This window comes from Roseobacter cerffii, assembly GCF_054226325.1.
The window spans coordinates 4157849-4175993 of sequence record NZ_CM135757.1 but is presented as its reverse complement, the minus strand read 5'-3'; the positions used below and the strand labels follow the sequence as shown (position 1 = coordinate 4175993).

Here is an 18145-nt window from a genome sequence, read left to right as displayed (position 1 = left end):
GGCTGGTCGGCGATTCAATTTCCGCGCCCAGGAGGTGTTGTGATCGGGTGCAGGTTAAGCGCAAACTGCACCGAACTGATGAGGTAGACGCACATGGCCACAGCTCTCTATTCACACGCAGATAGCCACGCACATGTAACGCCGCCGGGACACCCGGAGCGGGTCGAGCGGCTGGAGGCAATCGCAGCCGCTTTGTCGGATGATCGGTTTTCAGCTCTTGATCGACGCGACGCTCCGATGGCAGACCCGCCCGAGTTGCTGCGCTGCCATCCTGAGAGCTATGTGACAAGGACTGAAGCCGCCATCCCTGCAACAGGGAGCCGCGCGCTTGACGCCGATACGCACGTTTCCCCCGGCTCATGGGCTGCGGCACTGCGGGCCGTCGGCGCTGCTGGTGCGGCTGTCGATGCGGTGCTTGACGACGAGATCGCGAACGCCTTTTGCGCCACGCGGCCACCGGGCCATCATGCCGAAGCCGAGAAACCCATGGGATTTTGCCTGTTTGGAACGGCAGCCATCGCTGCAAAACGGGCGCTTGATCAACATGGGCTGTCCCGGGTTGCGGTTGTCGACTTCGACGTGCATCACGGCAACGGCACTCAGGATTTGCTCTGGGACGAAGCGCGCACGCTTTTCGTGGGCAGCCACCAGATGCCACTTTGGCCTGGCACCGGTGATCGCGAAGAGACCGGCGCGCATGGCAACGTGATGAACCTGCCGCTCAGCCCCGGCACCGGTGGCGCTGGTTTCCGCAGGGCCTGGGAAACACATGGGCTACCAGCGCTCGATAGCTTTGCACCTGAGCTGATCGTGATATCGGCCGGGTTTGACGCTCATGAGGACGACCCCTTGGCTCAGCTTGCTCTGAAAGAAGCGGATTTCGCTTGGATTACGGAAGCGCTTTGCGATCTTGCGGACACCCATGCAGATGGGCGCGTCGTTTCAACACTTGAGGGCGGCTATGATCTGAATGCTCTCGCGGCAAGTACTGCTGCGCATGTGGACGTCTTGATGAGCCGCGGGCGGTAGGCAGCCTCTTCCGATCTGCCTTTCGCGTGTCGCATGGGCCGCGCGAAAGCTAGCAAACAAGGCACGCAGGGACTTACAGGTCGCGGAGAACGGATAAGAGCGTCAAGCTGCAGTTCCTCTGACATCTCTACCAATCGTTCGAAGCTCACCCGGCGAACTTAAAGGCAATTCCTGTGCTCTCAGATCCAGGGCACTTTCAGGCCGTCGCTCTCGGCAAGCCAAACTGCGCACGCTCCTCGTCAGTCAGTTTGCGATGCAACTGAGATCGTGCCTGCGCAAGCAGCTCTTCGAAAGGTGGAAAGTCCATAATTGATATGGCGTTAAGCCAGGTTGCGACAATACTTCGACCGTCGGGCCCGAACGCCGCGCCGTTGACCGAGTGACCAACCCACAAGGTCGACAAAAGCTCGCCTGTCGCTGTGTCGAACACGAAGACCTCTGGTCGGTTCACACTTGCTGCTGCAACCACTAGACCATCAGGAGACAGGCGCGCGTCGGCAATGACATCCGGCAGCTCAAGATCGATTCTCGCGCCGTCGACTGACAGATGCGGAACGTGCGGTTCGATCTCCGGAAACACAACACGAACACCGTTAGCAAGACGACCGGTTTGTAGATTGTATTCGGACCTAAGGTCTTCCATATCTGATGGAGACAGATTCTCGACTATGTTTCCGTCATCCAGTGACACGATCCTCAGGATCTCATCAAAGCGGCCAATCACCAACCGTCGCCCGTTCATCACCCGAGCCCGACAATGGGTCTCCATAGGCGAAGTTTCGATGTGCAGGGTTTCGCGCCCTTCGGCAACATCAAGCATGATGATCGATCCATCCTTGTAAGCAGCGATCACTTCATGGGACGATACGAACGTCGCCGAGATCAATTCATCCTCGGGGCCGAGACGCTCGAAGTGCAGTTTACCCGCTTTGGCATCGAAAAGCCGCACCGCTCCGTCTCGCGCAGCTGTGACGAGTCGCGACCCGTCCGGTGCAAGTTCAGCGCCTATAACTATGGCGTCGTGCTCGATCGTAAGACTGACGGGTGATCCAAGAACTTGGAACACGCGCGCGGTCCCATCCCGGCCCGACGATACTATCGAGCGCGCGTCATCATCGAAGTGTACGGAGGTGACCACTCCGCTATGGCCGAAGTAGCGCTGTTCTCGAGCGGAAGAAATTTCGACGATGGCTATAGCACCGTCGTCAGAGCCCGCACAGAGGAGTGATCCATCTTCGTTCAAAGCTAGCGAACGCGCGAACCGTCTAAATATCTGACGCTCGAGCAACAGATTGCGCGTATGTATATCAAATACAAGGACGCGGCCAAAAATATCAGCCAAAGCAAGTCTGGCACCTTGGCTATCGCATGCCAACTGAAGCGCCGAGCTTACAGCCTCTAATCTGTCAAGGATTTTGCGGGTTTCCAAGTCTACGATGTATATGCCAGTGAAAGGCCCTGCCAGAGCAGCCCAAGTGGCATCGGGACTGACGAGGATCCTGGATGCCGTTTGGTCTTCGGGTAGACTGATCTCGGAGGATGTGTCGGTGACCAAATCGAACAACCTGACCCGACCGTCCTCGCAACATGTCAAGACGAGTTGGTGGCGGACAACAGCAACACAGATGATCGGCGCCGGATGCGAAGGCAGGTTGAATTTGCGCTGGTTGTCCAGGTCGAGGACGACCGGCACCGTGCCGCATGCTGCAACGACAAGCCGCCCATCCGCCGATGTTGCGAGGCCCTGAATCTCCCCTGAGATCAGCTCGATACTGCTGCTGTCGTCAGTGACAAAATCCAGGAACTGGAGGCCGCCATTACCAGACCATACGATTGCGCGCTCAGGTTGTTCCGCGAGGCCGAGGAACTCAAGGGGAGCGTCATCTTCTCCCATTGTTTGCTGAAGTCTGCCGGTGTCCGCATCGAATAGCCGAATTCGACCATCCTCACAGGCCGACAAAACACGTTCGCCTTTTTGCACGAAGACAGCACAAGACACGGGCGCCACATGCTGCATAAGCGTCCGCTGCGACCAGTTGCTCATCAGGGTCCGCAATGCGCCTTTGAGTTTGGGCACCGGCAGATATCGCTCGAGCCCCTCAAGTGTGAGCATGACCCCAAGACCGATCCGATCATCAGGTAAGCTCAGAATATGTCCCGCAAGCTCTGTCGCATCGCGCTCCAGAATACGTCTCTGCTCAGTCCGGCTTGCGACGATGATCTCACGCTGCAACGCGCTCAAACGTGGATCCTTGCCCTTGGCTTCCAGCATCTCTTCGGCCTCGTCAAGCAGGTTCCCACGAAGCAAGGCAGAGGCCGAGTAGCGGGCGTTGATCCACCGCTGGACGTCCTGCTCCAGCCGCGTATGACGATTGAGCCAGTCCAAATCCTGGATCGACGCCTCGATTAGCTGATCGACCAATCCCTCGAACGGGTTTTCAAGGTCCACGAAGTCGGCGATGTCGATGTAATTCAGTTTACTGAGTTCCGTTGGCACCTTGAAATCGGCCTCGGCGCCTAATGTCTCGATGACTTTAGCCTGCGCCGCTTCCCATCTGTCCTTGGTATACGGCCGAATTGGCAGCAGGCGCTTGGATAGTTCGGTCGCAATCGAAAGCTCTGCACGACAAATCCGCGATGCCAACGAATGCGGCGTCATGACGAAGACAAAACCGCTGGCCGAAGCTATTCCACGACGAATTTCGGCCATCCATTCCGCCGCCGACGGAATACTTTTCTTGTCGACCCAAGTATCAGAGTTACGTCGCCGGATTGCAGAATCAAGCTGGCGCACGAGCCCGATATCTCTGCGCGAATAGGACAGGAAAAGAACCGATTTCGGCGTCGTCTCGGACATAAAAACTTTACCTCGACGCTAGTGCTATATCCGTGTGCCATGCAAGTGGCGCACACCTATTTTGAAGCCTCTCTCCGGGGGCGATGCTCGTCTCAAGCCAACTATTTGTGCAATGCTTTCTTTTGCAGCGCCAGAGCAAGGCGGTTGCGTCCGATAATTCAATATTATTGGACATAGGTGAGAGCCGCAGGGTGGGGCGGTTTGCACATCATATTGTGGACGAAAGCGCCGCGACGGGATAGTCTTGTGGCATGACATACCAGGCCACAGTCATCTCCGACGACCTGACCAACCTACCGCAACTGCCTCGCTGGGTCACCCCCGGACGGCCAGAAACCTTCGAGGCTGTGGCCTTTCGGTCAGGGGCGGCGCTGACGGTGCTCGACCAGTTGATCAGCAATGCTCGGTATGGCGTCCCGGTGAAACTCCTCGCCAACCGGCTGGCGCTGATGGCCGCGACAGCGACGTCGAAACTGGAAGGGCGCCTGGCGCGGGAGGCGGATATCCGCGACGCCTACCACCTGACTCCACCACGCCAGGCGCGCGGGCCGGATGGCGATCTTCTGGTCTTCTGGCGTGATGGAGTACGGCTTTGTCCGATTGGGACCGGTGAGATAGCTAAGGTGGTTGGAGCGGAGTACGCGAGCGAGGTGGGGGAGTGGCTGGATGCCGGGCAAGAGCGCGCCCGGACCCATGGGCCGTTGGCCGGCTGTGTGGCTGTCCTGCGTGCCGTGCTCGACGCCGATGACCGGGCGGAACGGATCGCCTGCCTGCTCTCGGATATCGTCCTCGCACGGGCTTTGAACTGGAAGCAGGTGCTGCCAGTTTCAGCGCAGGGGCTGACAAAGGCGATGTTGCGAGACCTGACCACAGAAGGACAGCGGGCCGAGCTGGCGATCCAGACTCGGATTTTGGAGAGCATCGAGGAGACAATCCGGTTGGCGCGTGACTTTGTGCGTCTTGCGGCCGCGCTGCGCACCGTTGCGACAAAGCTCCGGGCAAAGGGATCTGGCGCAGCGGTCGACCTGTTCCTGATCGAGGATGCAGTCGCGCCGTCGACGTCGCTATCGCCCAAGATCAAAGGGACCAATATCTCCATGACCTCCCGCGCCGCGCGCCGGTTCTGCGACCGGCTGGTGGAGCTACGGGTGGCGCGTGAACTGACCGGGCGGTCGACCTTCCGGCTCTATGGAATCGCGCCATGACAGTTGCGGCCAAGAAGCGGAAACCCGCGGATGACGGCAGCGCCGTATTCGACCGGGAGCTCGTCGATCTTCCCCAGGAGTTGCGCTGGCGAGAATGGATGGGCCGGATCGAAGCGGTGCTCTTCGCGAGTGCCTCGCCGGTCGGTCGCGAGGACCTCGCGCGCGTGGTGGGGCAGGGGGTCTCGGTCGAGATGCTGATCGACGACATCCAGGCCGAACTCACCGGCCGTCCCTATGAGCTGGCCCAAGTACCGGATGGATGTTCCGGACCAAGACGCAGTTCGCGGACGCGATCAAGGCCGCCGCCAATCTTGGTGACCAGTCGTTGGCCTTCACTGAAATGGAGATGGGCGTGCTCTGCGTCATCGCTTATCACCAGCCGATCGACCGGGCAGGGTTGAGGGACATCTTCGGCAAGGAGGTCAGCCGCGATCTGCTCGCCCGGCTTCGGTACAAGGATCTGATCGCCTCTGGGCCACGGTCGCCGCGGCCCGGGGCACCGCATACTTTCGTGACGACGGAAACGTCCCTCGCGACCTTCGATCTACAGAGCTTGCGAGACCTGCCGGAGCTTGAGTTGGATCCGTGAGTTAACGGATGACTGGACACGCGAAATCTTGACATATTGGCGATCTGTCGTTATCTATCCCCTCAAAGGGAAAGATTATGTCGACGCAAGTATTAGCAGACCTTACTATCAAAGAAGCCGCACATCTTGCTGGGGTCGCCCCAAGGCGGATCGAGAAGGATTGCGAAGAAGGTATTGTTCCAAGGCGTAAAACAAAGCTCTGGATGCGTAAGACCGTGGCTGCACATGTGCCGATGCATGCGGTTGCTTATGCGCGAGCGATGCAATCCCTTGATGGTATCAAGATGGAAAAGAAGTCGAAGCGGCTCGTTTGGAAGTTCCTGCGAAGCTCGAAGACTGCCAAGTTTGGGGCTTTGGAGCTCTCGCCGGGTCTGACACTTCACCTTGAACCGCTCGTCTCTGAGGTTTGGGATCGAACACGTGTCTATCTTGAAACTAGGCATGAGCACTTGGCCGTAGATCCAGATATCTTGGGCGGTGAGCCGATCCTGAAAGGGACACGCATTACTTGCCAATCCGTTCTCGGGCGCATCGAAGGTGGCGAAACCTTGGAAGATCTGGTCGAGGACTATCCCGAGATCAGCAAGGAGGCGTTCGAGGCGGCACTCGTCTATGCGAAGGCGCATCCGCCGCGCGGAAGACGCAGTGCTGGCAAACCTTGGCGTAAGGCCGCCTAAGCCTCATTGATGCGCCTCTTTCTGGATGAATGCCTGTCACCGCGCGTGGCGAACGAGCTCATGGCGGAGGAGGGCTACTATGTCGTTCATCCGCGCAATCAGGGCGGGCTCGGTGAAGCAGATCATACCGCGCTCGCTCGTTGCATCGAACATGACCTCATCATTGTCACGGAAAATGCGCGTGACTTCGGTGCATTGACGTCGCGCGCCGACATACACCTAGGCATGATCATCATACCCTGCCTCGGTAGGGTTCAGGCGAAGGCGCTTATCAAAGCCTCCATTGCTTATCTGGAGGAACTCGGTGACCCGGCCGATGTGATGGTGAATAAGGTGTTGGAGGCTGAGGCCGATGGCACGATGACGTTGTACGATCTACCGGAAACGTAGGAGTTCATTGCTTCCGCGAGGTCGTCTTCCGGAAGAGAGGGCGGGAAACCGACCTTCGCTGCGACCGCAAAAATCACTACCCTGAGAGGTCTAAGCTGCCATTGAGCTGGTCAAGGCAAGCGTAGCTAGACGCAAAGATTGTAGAGCTTGGCATCTAGATTATCTTCCCAGAAGCTAGTCTGAGCACTAGCGAAGGTTTCGTAACTCCGTTCCAAAGGAAGACCCTGGCGCAAATGCGCCTAGGGACCCGTCACTTCGGAGATCAATTCGCTGGTAGAGTTCAAGATACTCATTGCCATGCGTGGAATAGCCATCACTTGTTGGGATAATGAAGAGTTTTTCAGGGAACTTGTGAGGGTCCGCATATCCAATTTCCCATGGGCACCATCGAGAACCCAAAGAGTTCGACGTTGCCAAGAAAAGAAAATAGTCGAGGTCACGAATTCGTTTCCTGATTTTGTCCGCCGTCACGCGGTTTGGCTTGCTCGGCATTGAGCCGTCCATCCAGTCCACGTACACACGCCAACCAGCCTTGCGCAGAAGATTGACTACGCCTTGAACCAGAGCGCGATCTTTATGTGCGTGGCACAGAAACGCTGTTGTGATGCGACTTCGCTTGGCCTCAGATAGCGATTTTGCAATCTGCTGATCGCCCATGCGCGCCTCGAACCTTAGGTGCTCATAGAAACGGGCATAAAATCTCCCCACGCGTTTGCGCCAAATGAAGTCTACTCATCGTGTTCCGGCCTTCCGTACCAATTCCACTAGTGGCTGAAGCAGCTCATTCAAATTGGCTACCGGTTCATTCAATTCTGCGATCAGCGGAATTAATTCAGAAGGAATGCTTGGATAATCATCTGGAGCCGCCAAGACGCTATTGGCAAGTTCTGCTGCAGTTGAGCCGGTAGCACCAACGGGCAGGAGTACGAGCCCGTTCTCTGCTGCAATCTCAAACTCGGAGACCATGCCGTTTGCCGAAACGACCCCATCACCAACCATTTTGTTGCCAAACAAGAACAATGCCGAACCTGCTGAGGGGATAAAATCACTTCGGTACTTATGCCAAAGCGCCTCGCGCTCGTTTCTGTCATCTACATACTGAGGAAACGGCCTGACTAAAAGGTGATCATCGATCTGGCGCTCAACACTTCGATACACTTCTTCCAATGCTCCGGTGAAAAGCGCGTTGCCTACGCCAAGCCCCAACCCGGTACTAATCCGCAACGAATTTTCTACCAACAACGAGCCAAGCTTCCTCATGAATTCTGTAACAGCTTTCTCACCCCAAGGCTCAAAGTCGGCTGCGCTTGAAGACACAAAAACAGTCCGCATTCTAAAGCGTCTTGCAATCTCTCTCAGGGCCTCTGTTATTTCTTCATATTCATCTACTAGGATTGAATTCACATTAAAGCGCTTAAGCGCAGAGCGCGAATGGCAGGTAGGTTTGGGGTTGGTTCCATGACTGATCCTCCGATCCGCCGCATGCCACCCCATCGTCAGTTCGCTGACGTGCCACTGTACCACTTTTCGCGCGATATTGAAAAATACCGAATTTTGGTATATGTGATTTCTAGGAGGCATGTATGGCAAAGAACACTTCGATGTCCCTCGGGGACCATTTCGCCGGTTTCATCGAGACTCAGGTCAACAACGGGCGCTACGGCTCGGCAAGCGACGTCGTACGGGCAGGCCTAAGGCTTCTCGAGGAGCATGAAGCTAGAGTCCAGGTGTTGAAGGACGCATTGATTGCGGGAGAGAACTCGGGGGAACCGCGTGCCTTTGACCGCGAGGCGTTTCAAGAACGCATGCGTCAGAAGAACAGCACCTGATGCCTCAGAAGTATGTGCTTTCGCCAATGGCGGAAGCTGATCTCGAAGAAATCTGGATTTACACGGCGCAAGAATGGTCCGGCGAACAAGCCGAAATGTATACCAATGACATCGTCGACGTCTTTGAAGACATTACCGCGGGGAAGAAGGCGGGCAGGCCAGCTTTGGTCCGTGAGGGATATCTCAAGACACTGATCGGCAAGCATGCGATCTACTATCAAATCCGAGGCGAAGTGATCGCGATCATCAGAATCCTGCATCAAAGCATGGATGTGGATCGGCATTTGTAGTTTCCGCGAACGGCCGCTTTGCGGGCTGCAACTGCGGCATTTAGACCGCGTGTCCAATGTCGGGAATGGGCCGGACTAGTTGAGAGGTGGATTGACGGATAGTGTTTTTCTTCTGGTAACGCCATTCGAGATAGTTGGTTATGAAAAACTATCGCTTGTAGGCGGGGAGCGGCCAGTTGACATACCTTCCCGCTATGGTGACGATTTATGAACAACAAGACCTCCTCACCCTCTGAACAAGCGAGACCTCCGCTGATTTCTAGCAGCGGAGGCAGTGAGGTAGCCATAACAGGCATGAACTATCGCGTAAGGTAGCCACCGTTCACAAAGATTGTCTGACCGTTCGTCCACTGGCTCTCTGGCAAAGCCAATGTTGCAACGGCAGGGACAACGTCATCCACCGTGCCCAGGCGGCCCTCAACCGACAAGCCACTGGCATAAGCCACAGTCTGCGGTGTTTCAGCGGCATGGAAGAATGGCGTGTCAATCGGGCCGGGTGCCACGTTGTTCACGGTTATGCCGCGCGCGCCCAATTCCTTGGCCATCATGCGGGTGAACTCTTCGACCGGGGATTTTGTGCCGCCATAGGCCGCGTAGCCGGGCGCCGCACCTGCTGTCAGAGACGTTCCGATAGCGACGATCCGACCATTGTGGCGCAGACGTCGAGCCGCTTCTCGCATGGCGTAGAACGTTGTTCTTGTGTTGTCGTTCAAGAGTTCCTCGAACTCAGCATCCGTGAAGTCGGCCACGTACTTTTTGATAATGCGGCCCGCTGTGTGCACGAGAATGTCTGCGCCTCCAAACTCCGCTTCGGCAAGATCGAAGAGAGCGGCGACATTGGCGCTGTTGCCCAGATCACCCTGACCTAAAACCGCGCGCTGCCCGGCCGCTCGAACAAGCGCGGCGGTCTTTTCGGCTTCGGCGCGAGTTTCGGCACGATGATAATGCACAACAACATCCGCGCCCATCTGGGCAAGCCTTTTTGCAAAGCCCCGCCCAAGGTTGTTTCGTGCGCCTGTCACGATTGCGACCTTGCCGCTCAATGGTTTGCCGCTTGCAGTGGCGGCGTTTGTCGCTGCGGTGGCTGCAGTTCCCAGCGTTGCAGCACCGAGGCCAAGCAGTACAGAGCGACGAGAAGTGGTCATTTTACTAGTGGTCATTTCAAAGTCTCCTTGTTGCGATGACCCAGAAATAAGATGCTGAAAATTCTACGATAGATGTGATATCTACAATCTACTGTAGACAAAAACACAACACTTATGCGCACCATGGCCGAGCTTGCTTTTCTGAAAACGATCCAACTGGGTTCGATCCGGGCGGCGGCGCGCGCTCTTGGGCAAGACCCATCAGGCGTTTCGCGCCGGATCACGCACCTTGAGCAACGGCTGGGTGCACATCTGGTCGACCGCACCAGAGGTAAGACCACAGTGACCGAGCAAGGTCGCGTTTACTACGAACGCCTCAAGGCGATCATCGAGCAATGGGATGCTCTCGAAGCGGAAGTCAGTGGCGAAGTGCTGCACCCAAGCGGCATGCTGCGCGTCACGGCATCGATCGATTTTGGACAAGAGTTTCTGACGGACTGGCTTTTGGAGTTTCGGACGGCTCATCCTCAGGTCGATTTTGACCTGATCCTGTCGGGTGGCTACCTCGATCTGAGCCAAAACGCTATTGATGTCGCGATCCGGGTGGGGCGACTTCCGGATTCCAGTCTGATTGCACGCAAACTCGCATCGGTCCCCCGTGTGCTGGTAGCGTCGCCAGACTATCTTGAACGCATGGGCGTTCCACGTACACCAGACGATCTGGCGGCTCATCAGTTTGTCTTTTTCTCCTCGAGAAACCGTACTGAAAAGCTGGTTTTGCAAGGAGATGCCGGACAGACCTTCGAAGTCGCCCGCGCGGGAGGTGTGGCAGTCAATGCGGTTCGCTCTGCCGTCAAGGCTGTGCGCGCGGGTCAAGGCATTCACAGTGGTCCGCTTTGGGCTTTTGCCGATCTCATCAAAGCGGGAGATTTGACTGTTGTCTTGCCGGGCTTTGCCCAGACCGCCGCACCTCTCTATGCCGTGCGCCAGCCTGCCATCGTGGTGCCTGCACGGATTTCGAAGTTCGTGGAGTTCGTGGCCAAGAAGGCTGTAGAGGTCAATGGGCTGACGAAGGCCACCTGACACTGTCGGCTCCGAGCGGCAAACAAGAAGCTTTCGAAGCTGCTGTCTAAGGTCTCTAGGCTCTTGAGCCTCTGCAGCGAATGACTTCTTCAAGGGCTCTACTGCCGCGACGATGGCGCTCGCTGAACTTCCGCTTGGGCTGTTTTCGATCTATTTCGCCTTAAGACCGATTGGCGACTTCGTCCGCAGACTGTGAGTTCACCTGATCCGAGATTTTGCATTTGCAGCGAGGGTCTGGTTCGATGGGTCGCGGCGTAGAATGTTGACCAGTTGACAGACATCGGCTTTGGGCCGTGCACGAGATCCGATTGAGTTGGGGCAGGGGGGAAATGCTGCACTGCCTCCGAGGGCGGCAACGAGCCCAATGTGACAAATGCTGCGCTGCGCACGAACGTCTCCAATCGCGGTGGCGGCATCTTATCCGATAGCCGGCAGGACACATCATGAAGATTATGAATCCACCCCCTTTGTGAAAGACAAAGAGCTGTCCAAAAACGTCTGCCAATTCGCCACCATTGTCAGCTTGTCGATGTCGCATGTCCCGGAATAGGGTTGGTGTGATGAAGTCGCTCAAATTCCGAAAGGCTACCGTTGCCGATGTGGTTCCGCTTAGCGGGCTGATCCAGCGCACAATCCGCGTTTCAAATGCCAAGGAATATGATCAAAAATCAATTGATATGCTGTGCGCGATTTTTGAACGGGAGCCGCTCACCGAAAGAATCAAAAATGAGGCTATTTTCTTGTGTTTCGCGGGTGCCAATCTTGTTGGAACGGTGGGGCTGAAAGGTGACTATCTGCGATCATTGTTCGTGGACCCTGCATTTCAGGGGCAAGGGCTAGGCAAAGTGCTGACTGCAAGAATTGAAGAAGAAGCGCGACAGAGAGCAATCCCGGAAATGATGCTTCATTCCTCACTAACAGCGCGGGAGTTTTACGCGGCTCTTGGCTATGAATTTGTGGAATTGCAATCATACCCGGAAGGACCATTCGTCTTGATGAGAAAGCCTCTTATCGTGCGCCCGTGAAATACCTTGCGCCACGAAACAACGGCAGTGACGTTTGCCGATGTGTGTTGCGACCGTCCGATAACGCCTCAGATCGGAGCAGACCTTCGGTTCCGCAAGGCCGAGGGTTGCTTTGTCCGCGATGCGTGAGTTCAACCTTTGCCAGATTGTGCGGGCGCAGCGAATGGCGGCAATGCGGGCTGCGATCGCAGAATTACCATCAGCTTCTGTAGATCGGCTTTGGGCCGCGAGCGGGTAGGGGGAAAGCGCCAACTCCCAGAAGCTGCGCTGCCACCGAAATCGGCAGTGAGCCCAATCTGTGAGTTGGGCGCTTTCGCCGCGCGCGCATGCAGCACGAAAATCGCTGCAAGTGCGCTGCCTTCGACGCTGCAAAGCGGCAGGGACAGCGGTCATTGGTACAGGGTGTAGCGAGGTCTTGGGATGGAATTCACAGGTTGCGGACTTAGCTGCCATAACATCACTGCAAGCCGCTACCTCCTGCTCAAAGGCAGCCGTTCACCACCCGATTGCTTCCGGCAGCCACGTCGCAATTGCCGGAAAGTTGAACAGCATAACCAACGCCAACATCTGGATCGCGATGAACGGCAATACACCTCTGTAGATCATTGCCGTGGTGACCTGTGGCGGCGCAGCGCCTTTCAGAAAAAAGAGCGCCCATCCGAATGGTGGCGTTAGAAAGGAGGTTTGCAAGTTGAGGGCGATCAGTGCTGCAAGCCAGACCATATCCGTACCCGAAGCGACGAAGAACGGTAGCAGAAGTGGGAGCGCTATGTAGCTGATCTCGATCCATTCCAGGAAGAAACCAAGGAAAAACAGAAGAAGCATGAGGAAGATCAGCGCCCCTGTTTGACCGCCTGGAAGAAGTGCGAGCGTGTCTTGCACGAGGTCCTCGCCGTTCAGACCCCGGAATGCGACCGAGAAGACTTGAGCCGCGATCAGAATAAAAAAGATCATGGCGGAGATGCGCAGTGCAGAATGCGCGGCGCCCCAGATCATGCCGAGGGTCAGCCGGCCATAGAGCAGTGCTATGATGATCGAGAGGACAGCGCCGACGCCGGCGGCTTCCGTCGGTGCAGCGATGCCGCCGATAATGGTGCCAAGGACCCCAGCGACGAGGAGCAAGGGCGGTGCGAGCGAATAAACTGCTTTCCAGGCCAGCGCCCATCCGCGGATCTCCGCACGCTCCTCTTCTGGAATCGGTGGCATGAGGTCAGGTCGGAGGCGCCCGAGAATCAGGATGAAGCCGATATATAGCCCAGCGAGCATCAGTCCCGGCATCATCGCCGCTGCAAAGAGCGTGCCGACGCTTTCGCCCATAATGTCTGCCAGAAGGATCAGGACGAGCGAGGGCGGGATGATCTGGCCGAGCGTTCCGCTGGCACAGATGGCTCCAGAGGCGAGGCCACCGTCATAGTGTCGCTTCAGAAGGATCGGCATGGTCAGCATCGTCAACGTGACGACGGTCGCGCCTACGATACCGGTCGAGGCACCCATCAGCACCCCGACAACGACTAACGCAACGGCCATGCCGCCGTTCAGGCGGCCCGAGAGCCGTCCGATGACTTCCAGCATGTCTTCAGCCACCCGCGACTTCTCGAGCATTACTCCCATATAGACGAAGAGGGGGATAGCAAGGAATTCGTACTTGGTCACCACCCCGTAGATGCGTGAGGGGACCAGGTTGAAAAGGAAATCGCCGAAGCCCATCCAACCGAAAGTGAAGCCTGCTGCTGCAATGCCGATTCCCACCGGCATGCCGATCAAGAGGGCGCACATGAAACCAAGGATCATATAGACCGCAAGCATTTCGTCCATCGCTTTAGCCTCCTGCGCTACGCAGCGCAGCGGCGTGTCTGACCGCGTTGGCGAGGCACTGAAGCGCGAAAAGACCGAAGGCGACCGGGATCATGACTTTGACGACATAGCGGGCTGGAAGTCCGCCTGGGTCGGGTGAACCTTCACGGATTGACCATGCGCTTTCAACGAAACCTGCGGAGTACTTGATGAAAAGCACAGCCATGATGGCGCCACACAGCATCGAGACCATGTCTAGCATGTGCTGAGTGCGCGGGGAGAGGCGCTCGAACAGCATATCGACGCGGACATGTCCTTTTTCAAGCATCAGAACCGTAATCCCAAGAAGCGCGACAGGCGCCATCAGATGCCATTCGAGTTCTTGCGCCCAGACCGGACTGGCTCCTACGGCATATCGCCCGAATACGTTGAAGAAGATTAGCGCGATCAGCACGAGCAGAAGCGCCGCGGCAAGATGGGATGCGGCTTTCGTAATGCGATCAATGAAATCCGCGAAAGCGAGGGCTCTGTTCATGGGGTCTTGTTCCGGTCGTCAGCAGTTCGGGCGGCCCGAAGCCGAACCGCCCGTCAATTCTTGGCGAAGTTGGATCAGGCGTCGCGTAGCTGCGAGTGCCAGACCTGTTCAGAAGCGGATGCCCAGATGTCGTGTTGCTCCTTGAAGGCGAAGTAATTCTCCATCACTTTTTTGAACTGCGGATCCTCGGCCGCAAGTTCTTCGTAGACTGGGCCCATTTCGGCTTTAAGGGCCGCGATTACGTCGTCAGGCAGGACCCGCACTTCGGTGCCGCCAGAGCGGAATTCCTCAAGCGCAGCGGCGTTGTTCGCCTCTGCCCAGCTGTGCGAGACGACGTTGCAGGCCGCAGCAGCATTCGAGACGATGGCTTGAAGCTCGTCACCAAGCGTGTCCCAGGCGGCCTTGTTGATGGCAAGCTCAGTTACCGTGGTCGGCTCATGCCAGCCAGTTGTGTAATAGTACTTGGCGGCTGTGTTGAGGCCCAGGATCTTGTCCTGCGCGGGGCCAACCCACTCTGCCGCGTCGATTACGCCGCGTTCAAGCGCGGGGAAGATCTCGCCACCTGGAAGAAGTTGTACGTCCACACCGACGCGTGCGTAGCCGCGGCCCGCCAGGCCGGGGATCCGCATCTTTAGCCCCTTCATATCCTCGATCGAATTGATTTCCTTGTTGAACCAGCCCGTCATCTGCACACCAGTGGCACCAACCGGCATCGCCACGAGGCCAAGCGGTTCGTAGGTCTCGTTCCAAAGGTCGATCCCGTCGCCAATGTAGAACCAGGCATTCTGACCTTGGGTCGACATTCCAAACGGCACGGCGCCGAAGAACTGGGCGGCGGGCACCTTACCAGCGCCAAAGTAGCTCACCCAGCCGTTCATTTCGACGATGCCCTGACGCACGGCATCGAAGCCTTCAAAGGCAGGGACGAGCTCTCCACCATGGTAGACGGTGATGGAGAGCGCGCCACTGGACATCTTACGCACGCGGTCGGCGAAGTCGGTGAGCGAGCCCGGGCCGGTTGAATAAAAAGGTTGGCCCGGCGGGAAGGCGGTGGTCATCTTCCAGCTCATGGTCTGAGCGCGGGCGATATGCGGTGCGGCCAGCGCGGTTGCACCAGTGCCCACGGCGGCTGTTGTCAGAAACTTGCGGCGATCCATTTTTCTACCCCATCTGTCGTTGGATTTTCCATACTCCCCCCGAGAGGCTTAGGTTTGGGGAGTGGTGGGACCAGAAAACGGCGCCGATTTGGGTGTGAAACAGGCGGCAAAACCAAAAATGCCCCCGGAGAAAGCCAAGTTTCCGCAACTTGGTGAATTATTGTGCGGAGTCTTCTTCTCGACGGGTAGAAGGAGAAACGTAAAGAACAGGAGGTGAGATATGTCCCGATTGCCCCGTCATGGCCGCTACGAATATTCGGCCATCACTGAGCGGCCCAACTTCGACTGGCCGGATGGGCGGCGGCTGGCGGTATACCTGGGAATGAACCTTGAATGCTTTGCCTTCGGCGAAGGGCTTGGTGCGGAACTTGCGCCGGGCGGCCCGCAGCCGGACGTCCTGAACTATGCCTGGCGCGACTACGGCAACCGGGTCGGTGCATGGCGCTTGTTGGAGCTGTTCGATCGGCTTGGTGTGCCCACCACCGCGCTGGTGAATTCGGACCTCTACACGGAAGCGCCCGGTCTCGCCGAGGCGTTCGTCGCAAGGGGTGATGAAATCGCTGGACACGGTCGGAGCAACACTGAGCGGCAAGGCGTTCTTGAGCAGAGCGAGGAACGCCAGCTGATAGCCGAAGCAACCGACATGCTCGTTGCGAAAACCGGCAAGCGCCCAAAGGGCTGGCTAGGTCCTTGGATCAGCCAGAGTGTGAACACACCCGACCTGCTAGATGAGGCCGGGTACGAGTATTTGCTGGATTGGTGCCATGACGACCAGCCTGTTTGGATGCAGACACGACGCGGTCGGATATTATCAGTGCCCTATCCGCAGGAGTTGAACGACATTCCACAGATCGTCGGGCGCAAGCTAGAGGGAAGTGAATTCGGTGAAATGATCTGTGACGCCTTCGACGTAATGCTTGAAGAAAGCGCGCGGCGGCCGCTGGTCATGGGCATCGCGCTCCACGGCTATCTCATGGGGTACCCCCATCGGTTGAAGCATCTCGAACGCGCGCTTCGGTACATCCTTCTAAACGGCGGCGAAAAAGTGTGGTGGACGACAGCGGGCGCGATAAGCGATCACTACCGAGCTCTGGTTCCCGACTGATCAATCTGCGTAAGCCCAGCCACCCGACCAGGGATCACTTGCAGCCTCGGTTCGCCTGTCAATATGGCGAGCTACAGCCCCGGGATGGCCTGCAAGGCTGGATAAGGCGGGAATTTCTTGGACGTTATGGCCCGTGCTCCGCAATGCTTCAAAAAGGTCGGCTTCGGCCTCTATCTTCCGGCTGGCCGTATCGTCGCCCCAGGTTTTTCCGAACAGCCAGCGCGGACGCGTAACTGCCTCTTGGAGCCGCTGGCCGAACATGGCGTACCTGCTGAAGATCGCTGCTTGGATCTGCGGCTGGCCTTCGCCGCCCATCGTCCCATAGGTCATGATGCGTCCGTCCGGCATTTCGGCGAGCGCCGGGTCAAGTGTGTGGAAAGGGCAAGCCGACTAAGGCCGGTCATCTGCTAGCCCCGCCAACCCTATGAGTTTTTTTCAATCAAAGCCGAGCACGTGCCCTTGGGCATCGTTGAACTGCCGTTCGTGCCACCGGCGGCGAAATCAGAAGGTGAGCCCAGAGCCACCGATGCTGCGCTAATGTCGAATGTCAGCTAAATGATCATCATGACTTTGCCGACACCCAGTTCCATAGACCTTCCTCATGGTAGAGCGACCTTCCTTGAAGCTGGGTCGCAGCATGACCGAACTGTACTGTTGCTGCATGGTGGCGGCCTCGACTGTGCCAGCCTTTCGTGGCGTCGCTTGATGCCAGCTCTGTCACCACACTATCGCGTCATTGCGCCGAATTGGCCGGGCTACGCAGACACGATCGCATTTGAAAGGCCATACACGATCAAGGATATCGGCCAGTGGCTGATGACGCTTATGGACCACCTCGAAGTCGAACATGCATCAATGGTCGGCATCTCGATGGGTGGAGGCGCATCATTGTGGTCGGCCCTGAACCACCCCGAGCGTGTCTATGCGATTTTGCCTGTTGGGACGTATAGGGTCGCTGATCGCGCTCCTCACCATCGTTTGTCTTATCTGCTGACCAAGCTTCCGCTTAATGCCGTGTCGTATGCGATCATGCGACGACATCCGAGCGCGCTCCGACGTGCCCTCGAAGCCATCATTTCAAAGCCGGAAAGGGTGACGGATGAAATCATGGCCGAAGTCAAGGATGTGCTCGGGTCAGCAGGAAAAGGCACACCGTTTTCGAACTTCCAGCGAGGTGAGATGACTTGGAGCCACCTTCGTACATCGTTCGGTTCGGAGCTATCTAAGGTGTCGTGCCCCAGCCTGTTTATCCATGGCCGAAAGGATTCTCTCGTTCCGCTTGCAGCTGTCGAGGCAGCCGTTGGTTCAATGCAGAATGCTTCTCTCGAAGTTATGGATGCAGGACACTGGCCCATGCGAGAAGACCCGGACACATTCAACAGACTGGTCTTGGCATTCATGAGAGATACAGGGGCCAAAGCGGACGCTCATTAGACGCTCATCAATGACAGCGTCGTCCCGCGACTTGTGAATTCGATGATCCACTGATTTTGCT

General features: G+C 57.1%; 18 protein-coding genes and 1 pseudogene. 11 read left to right on the top strand and 8 right to left on the bottom strand.

What is annotated here, in order from left to right:
• Window positions 1-93 precede the first annotated feature (93 nt).
• The gene (locus tag ACVC7O_RS20350) at window positions 94-1029 is read left to right on the top strand and encodes a histone deacetylase family protein (protein ID WP_458323929.1); all 936 of its coding nucleotides are present in this window, start codon (window positions 94-96) and stop codon (window positions 1027-1029) included.
• A 196-nt stretch (window positions 1030-1225) separates the two neighbouring features.
• Here ACVC7O_RS20350 and ACVC7O_RS20345 read toward each other — a convergent pair whose 3' ends face one another.
• Entirely contained in the window at window positions 1226-3886 is a 2661-nt protein-coding gene (locus ACVC7O_RS20345; protein ID WP_458323928.1) for a toll/interleukin-1 receptor domain-containing protein, read from the bottom strand.
• 251 nt (window positions 3887-4137) lie between these two features.
• On the opposite strand from ACVC7O_RS20345, the gene ACVC7O_RS20340 reads away from it, so the two are divergent.
• The 4 genes and pseudogenes from ACVC7O_RS20340 to ACVC7O_RS20325 all read left to right on the top strand — a co-directional run bounded on the left by ACVC7O_RS20340 (window position 4138) and on the right by ACVC7O_RS20325 (window position 6747).
• On the top strand, window positions 4138-5091 hold the full coding sequence (locus ACVC7O_RS20340) for a DUF1403 family protein (protein WP_458323927.1): 954 nt from the start codon (window positions 4138-4140) through the stop codon (window positions 5089-5091).
• Window positions 5088-5680 (top strand): annotated as a pseudogene (gene scpB, locus ACVC7O_RS20335) (SMC-Scp complex subunit ScpB). The gene ACVC7O_RS20340 and the pseudogene scpB overlap by 4 nt, the downstream one beginning before the upstream one ends.
• A gap of 77 nt (window positions 5681-5757) precedes the next feature.
• Complete coding sequence (locus ACVC7O_RS20330) at window positions 5758-6357, top strand: DUF433 domain-containing protein (protein WP_458323926.1); 600 nt, start codon at window positions 5758-5760, stop codon at window positions 6355-6357.
• A 9-nt stretch (window positions 6358-6366) separates the two neighbouring features.
• Window positions 6367-6747 carry a DUF5615 family PIN-like protein gene (locus tag ACVC7O_RS20325; protein ID WP_458323925.1) on the top strand — a complete coding sequence of 127 codons (381 nt, stop codon included), beginning with the start codon at window positions 6367-6369 and terminating at the stop codon, window positions 6745-6747.
• A 186-nt stretch (window positions 6748-6933) separates the two neighbouring features.
• On the opposite strand, the gene ACVC7O_RS20320 is transcribed toward ACVC7O_RS20325, so the two are convergent.
• Together ACVC7O_RS20320 and ACVC7O_RS20315 are read right to left on the bottom strand one after the other, a co-directional pair.
• Entirely contained in the window at window positions 6934-7404 is a 471-nt protein-coding gene (locus ACVC7O_RS20320) for a toll/interleukin-1 receptor domain-containing protein (RefSeq protein ID WP_458323924.1), read from the bottom strand.
• Between the two features lie 75 nt (window positions 7405-7479).
• Complete coding sequence (locus ACVC7O_RS20315) at window positions 7480-8079, bottom strand: hypothetical protein (protein WP_458323923.1); 600 nt, start codon at window positions 8077-8079, stop codon at window positions 7480-7482.
• Window positions 8080-8330: 251 nt separating this feature from the next.
• Between ACVC7O_RS20315 and ACVC7O_RS20310 the strand changes: the two genes are divergently transcribed.
• Both ACVC7O_RS20310 and ACVC7O_RS20305 read left to right on the top strand, forming a co-directional pair.
• Entirely contained in the window at window positions 8331-8576 is a 246-nt protein-coding gene (locus ACVC7O_RS20310; RefSeq protein ID WP_458323922.1) for a type II toxin-antitoxin system ParD family antitoxin, read from the top strand.
• 26 nt (window positions 8577-8602) lie between these two features.
• Window positions 8603-8866: a type II toxin-antitoxin system RelE/ParE family toxin gene (locus tag ACVC7O_RS20305; RefSeq protein WP_458323921.1), complete on the top strand. Its 264-nt coding sequence runs from the start codon at window positions 8603-8605 to the stop codon at window positions 8864-8866.
• 299 nt (window positions 8867-9165) lie between these two features.
• Here ACVC7O_RS20305 and ACVC7O_RS20300 read toward each other — a convergent pair whose 3' ends face one another.
• The gene (locus tag ACVC7O_RS20300) at window positions 9166-10026 is read right to left on the bottom strand and encodes an SDR family oxidoreductase (RefSeq protein ID WP_458323920.1); all 861 of its coding nucleotides are present in this window, start codon (window positions 10024-10026) and stop codon (window positions 9166-9168) included.
• Window positions 10027-10125: 99 nt separating this feature from the next.
• Between ACVC7O_RS20300 and ACVC7O_RS20295 the strand changes: the two genes are divergently transcribed.
• Together ACVC7O_RS20295 and ACVC7O_RS20290 are read left to right on the top strand one after the other, a co-directional pair.
• Window positions 10126-11034: a LysR family transcriptional regulator gene (locus tag ACVC7O_RS20295; RefSeq protein WP_458323919.1), complete on the top strand. Its 909-nt coding sequence runs from the start codon at window positions 10126-10128 to the stop codon at window positions 11032-11034.
• A 560-nt stretch (window positions 11035-11594) separates the two neighbouring features.
• Complete coding sequence (locus ACVC7O_RS20290) at window positions 11595-12059, top strand: GNAT family N-acetyltransferase (RefSeq protein ID WP_458323918.1); 465 nt, start codon at window positions 11595-11597, stop codon at window positions 12057-12059.
• A gap of 495 nt (window positions 12060-12554) precedes the next feature.
• Here ACVC7O_RS20290 and ACVC7O_RS20285 read toward each other — a convergent pair whose 3' ends face one another.
• The 3 genes from ACVC7O_RS20285 to ACVC7O_RS20275 all read right to left on the bottom strand — a co-directional run bounded on the left by ACVC7O_RS20285 (window position 12555) and on the right by ACVC7O_RS20275 (window position 15545).
• The gene (locus ACVC7O_RS20285) at window positions 12555-13874 is read right to left on the bottom strand and encodes a TRAP transporter large permease (protein ID WP_458323917.1); all 1320 of its coding nucleotides are present in this window, start codon (window positions 13872-13874) and stop codon (window positions 12555-12557) included.
• A gap of 4 nt (window positions 13875-13878) precedes the next feature.
• Window positions 13879-14388: a TRAP transporter small permease subunit gene (locus ACVC7O_RS20280; protein ID WP_458323916.1), complete on the bottom strand. Its 510-nt coding sequence runs from the start codon at window positions 14386-14388 to the stop codon at window positions 13879-13881.
• A gap of 74 nt (window positions 14389-14462) precedes the next feature.
• Entirely contained in the window at window positions 14463-15545 is a 1083-nt protein-coding gene (locus tag ACVC7O_RS20275) for a TRAP transporter substrate-binding protein (RefSeq protein WP_458323915.1), read from the bottom strand.
• A 220-nt stretch (window positions 15546-15765) separates the two neighbouring features.
• On the opposite strand from ACVC7O_RS20275, the gene ACVC7O_RS20270 reads away from it, so the two are divergent.
• Window positions 15766-16650 carry a polysaccharide deacetylase family protein gene (locus ACVC7O_RS20270; protein WP_458323914.1) on the top strand — a complete coding sequence of 295 codons (885 nt, stop codon included), beginning with the start codon at window positions 15766-15768 and terminating at the stop codon, window positions 16648-16650.
• Here the strand turns inward: ACVC7O_RS20270 and ACVC7O_RS20265 are convergent, their stop codons facing one another.
• The gene (locus tag ACVC7O_RS20265) at window positions 16651-16980 is read right to left on the bottom strand and encodes a gamma-glutamyltransferase (protein WP_458323913.1); all 330 of its coding nucleotides are present in this window, start codon (window positions 16978-16980) and stop codon (window positions 16651-16653) included.
• Between the two features lie 225 nt (window positions 16981-17205).
• On the opposite strand from ACVC7O_RS20265, the gene ACVC7O_RS20260 reads away from it, so the two are divergent.
• A complete protein-coding gene (locus ACVC7O_RS20260) occupies window positions 17206-18084 on the top strand; it encodes an alpha/beta fold hydrolase (RefSeq protein WP_458323912.1) in 879 nt (292 codons plus the stop codon).
• Window positions 18085-18145 lie beyond the last annotated feature (61 nt).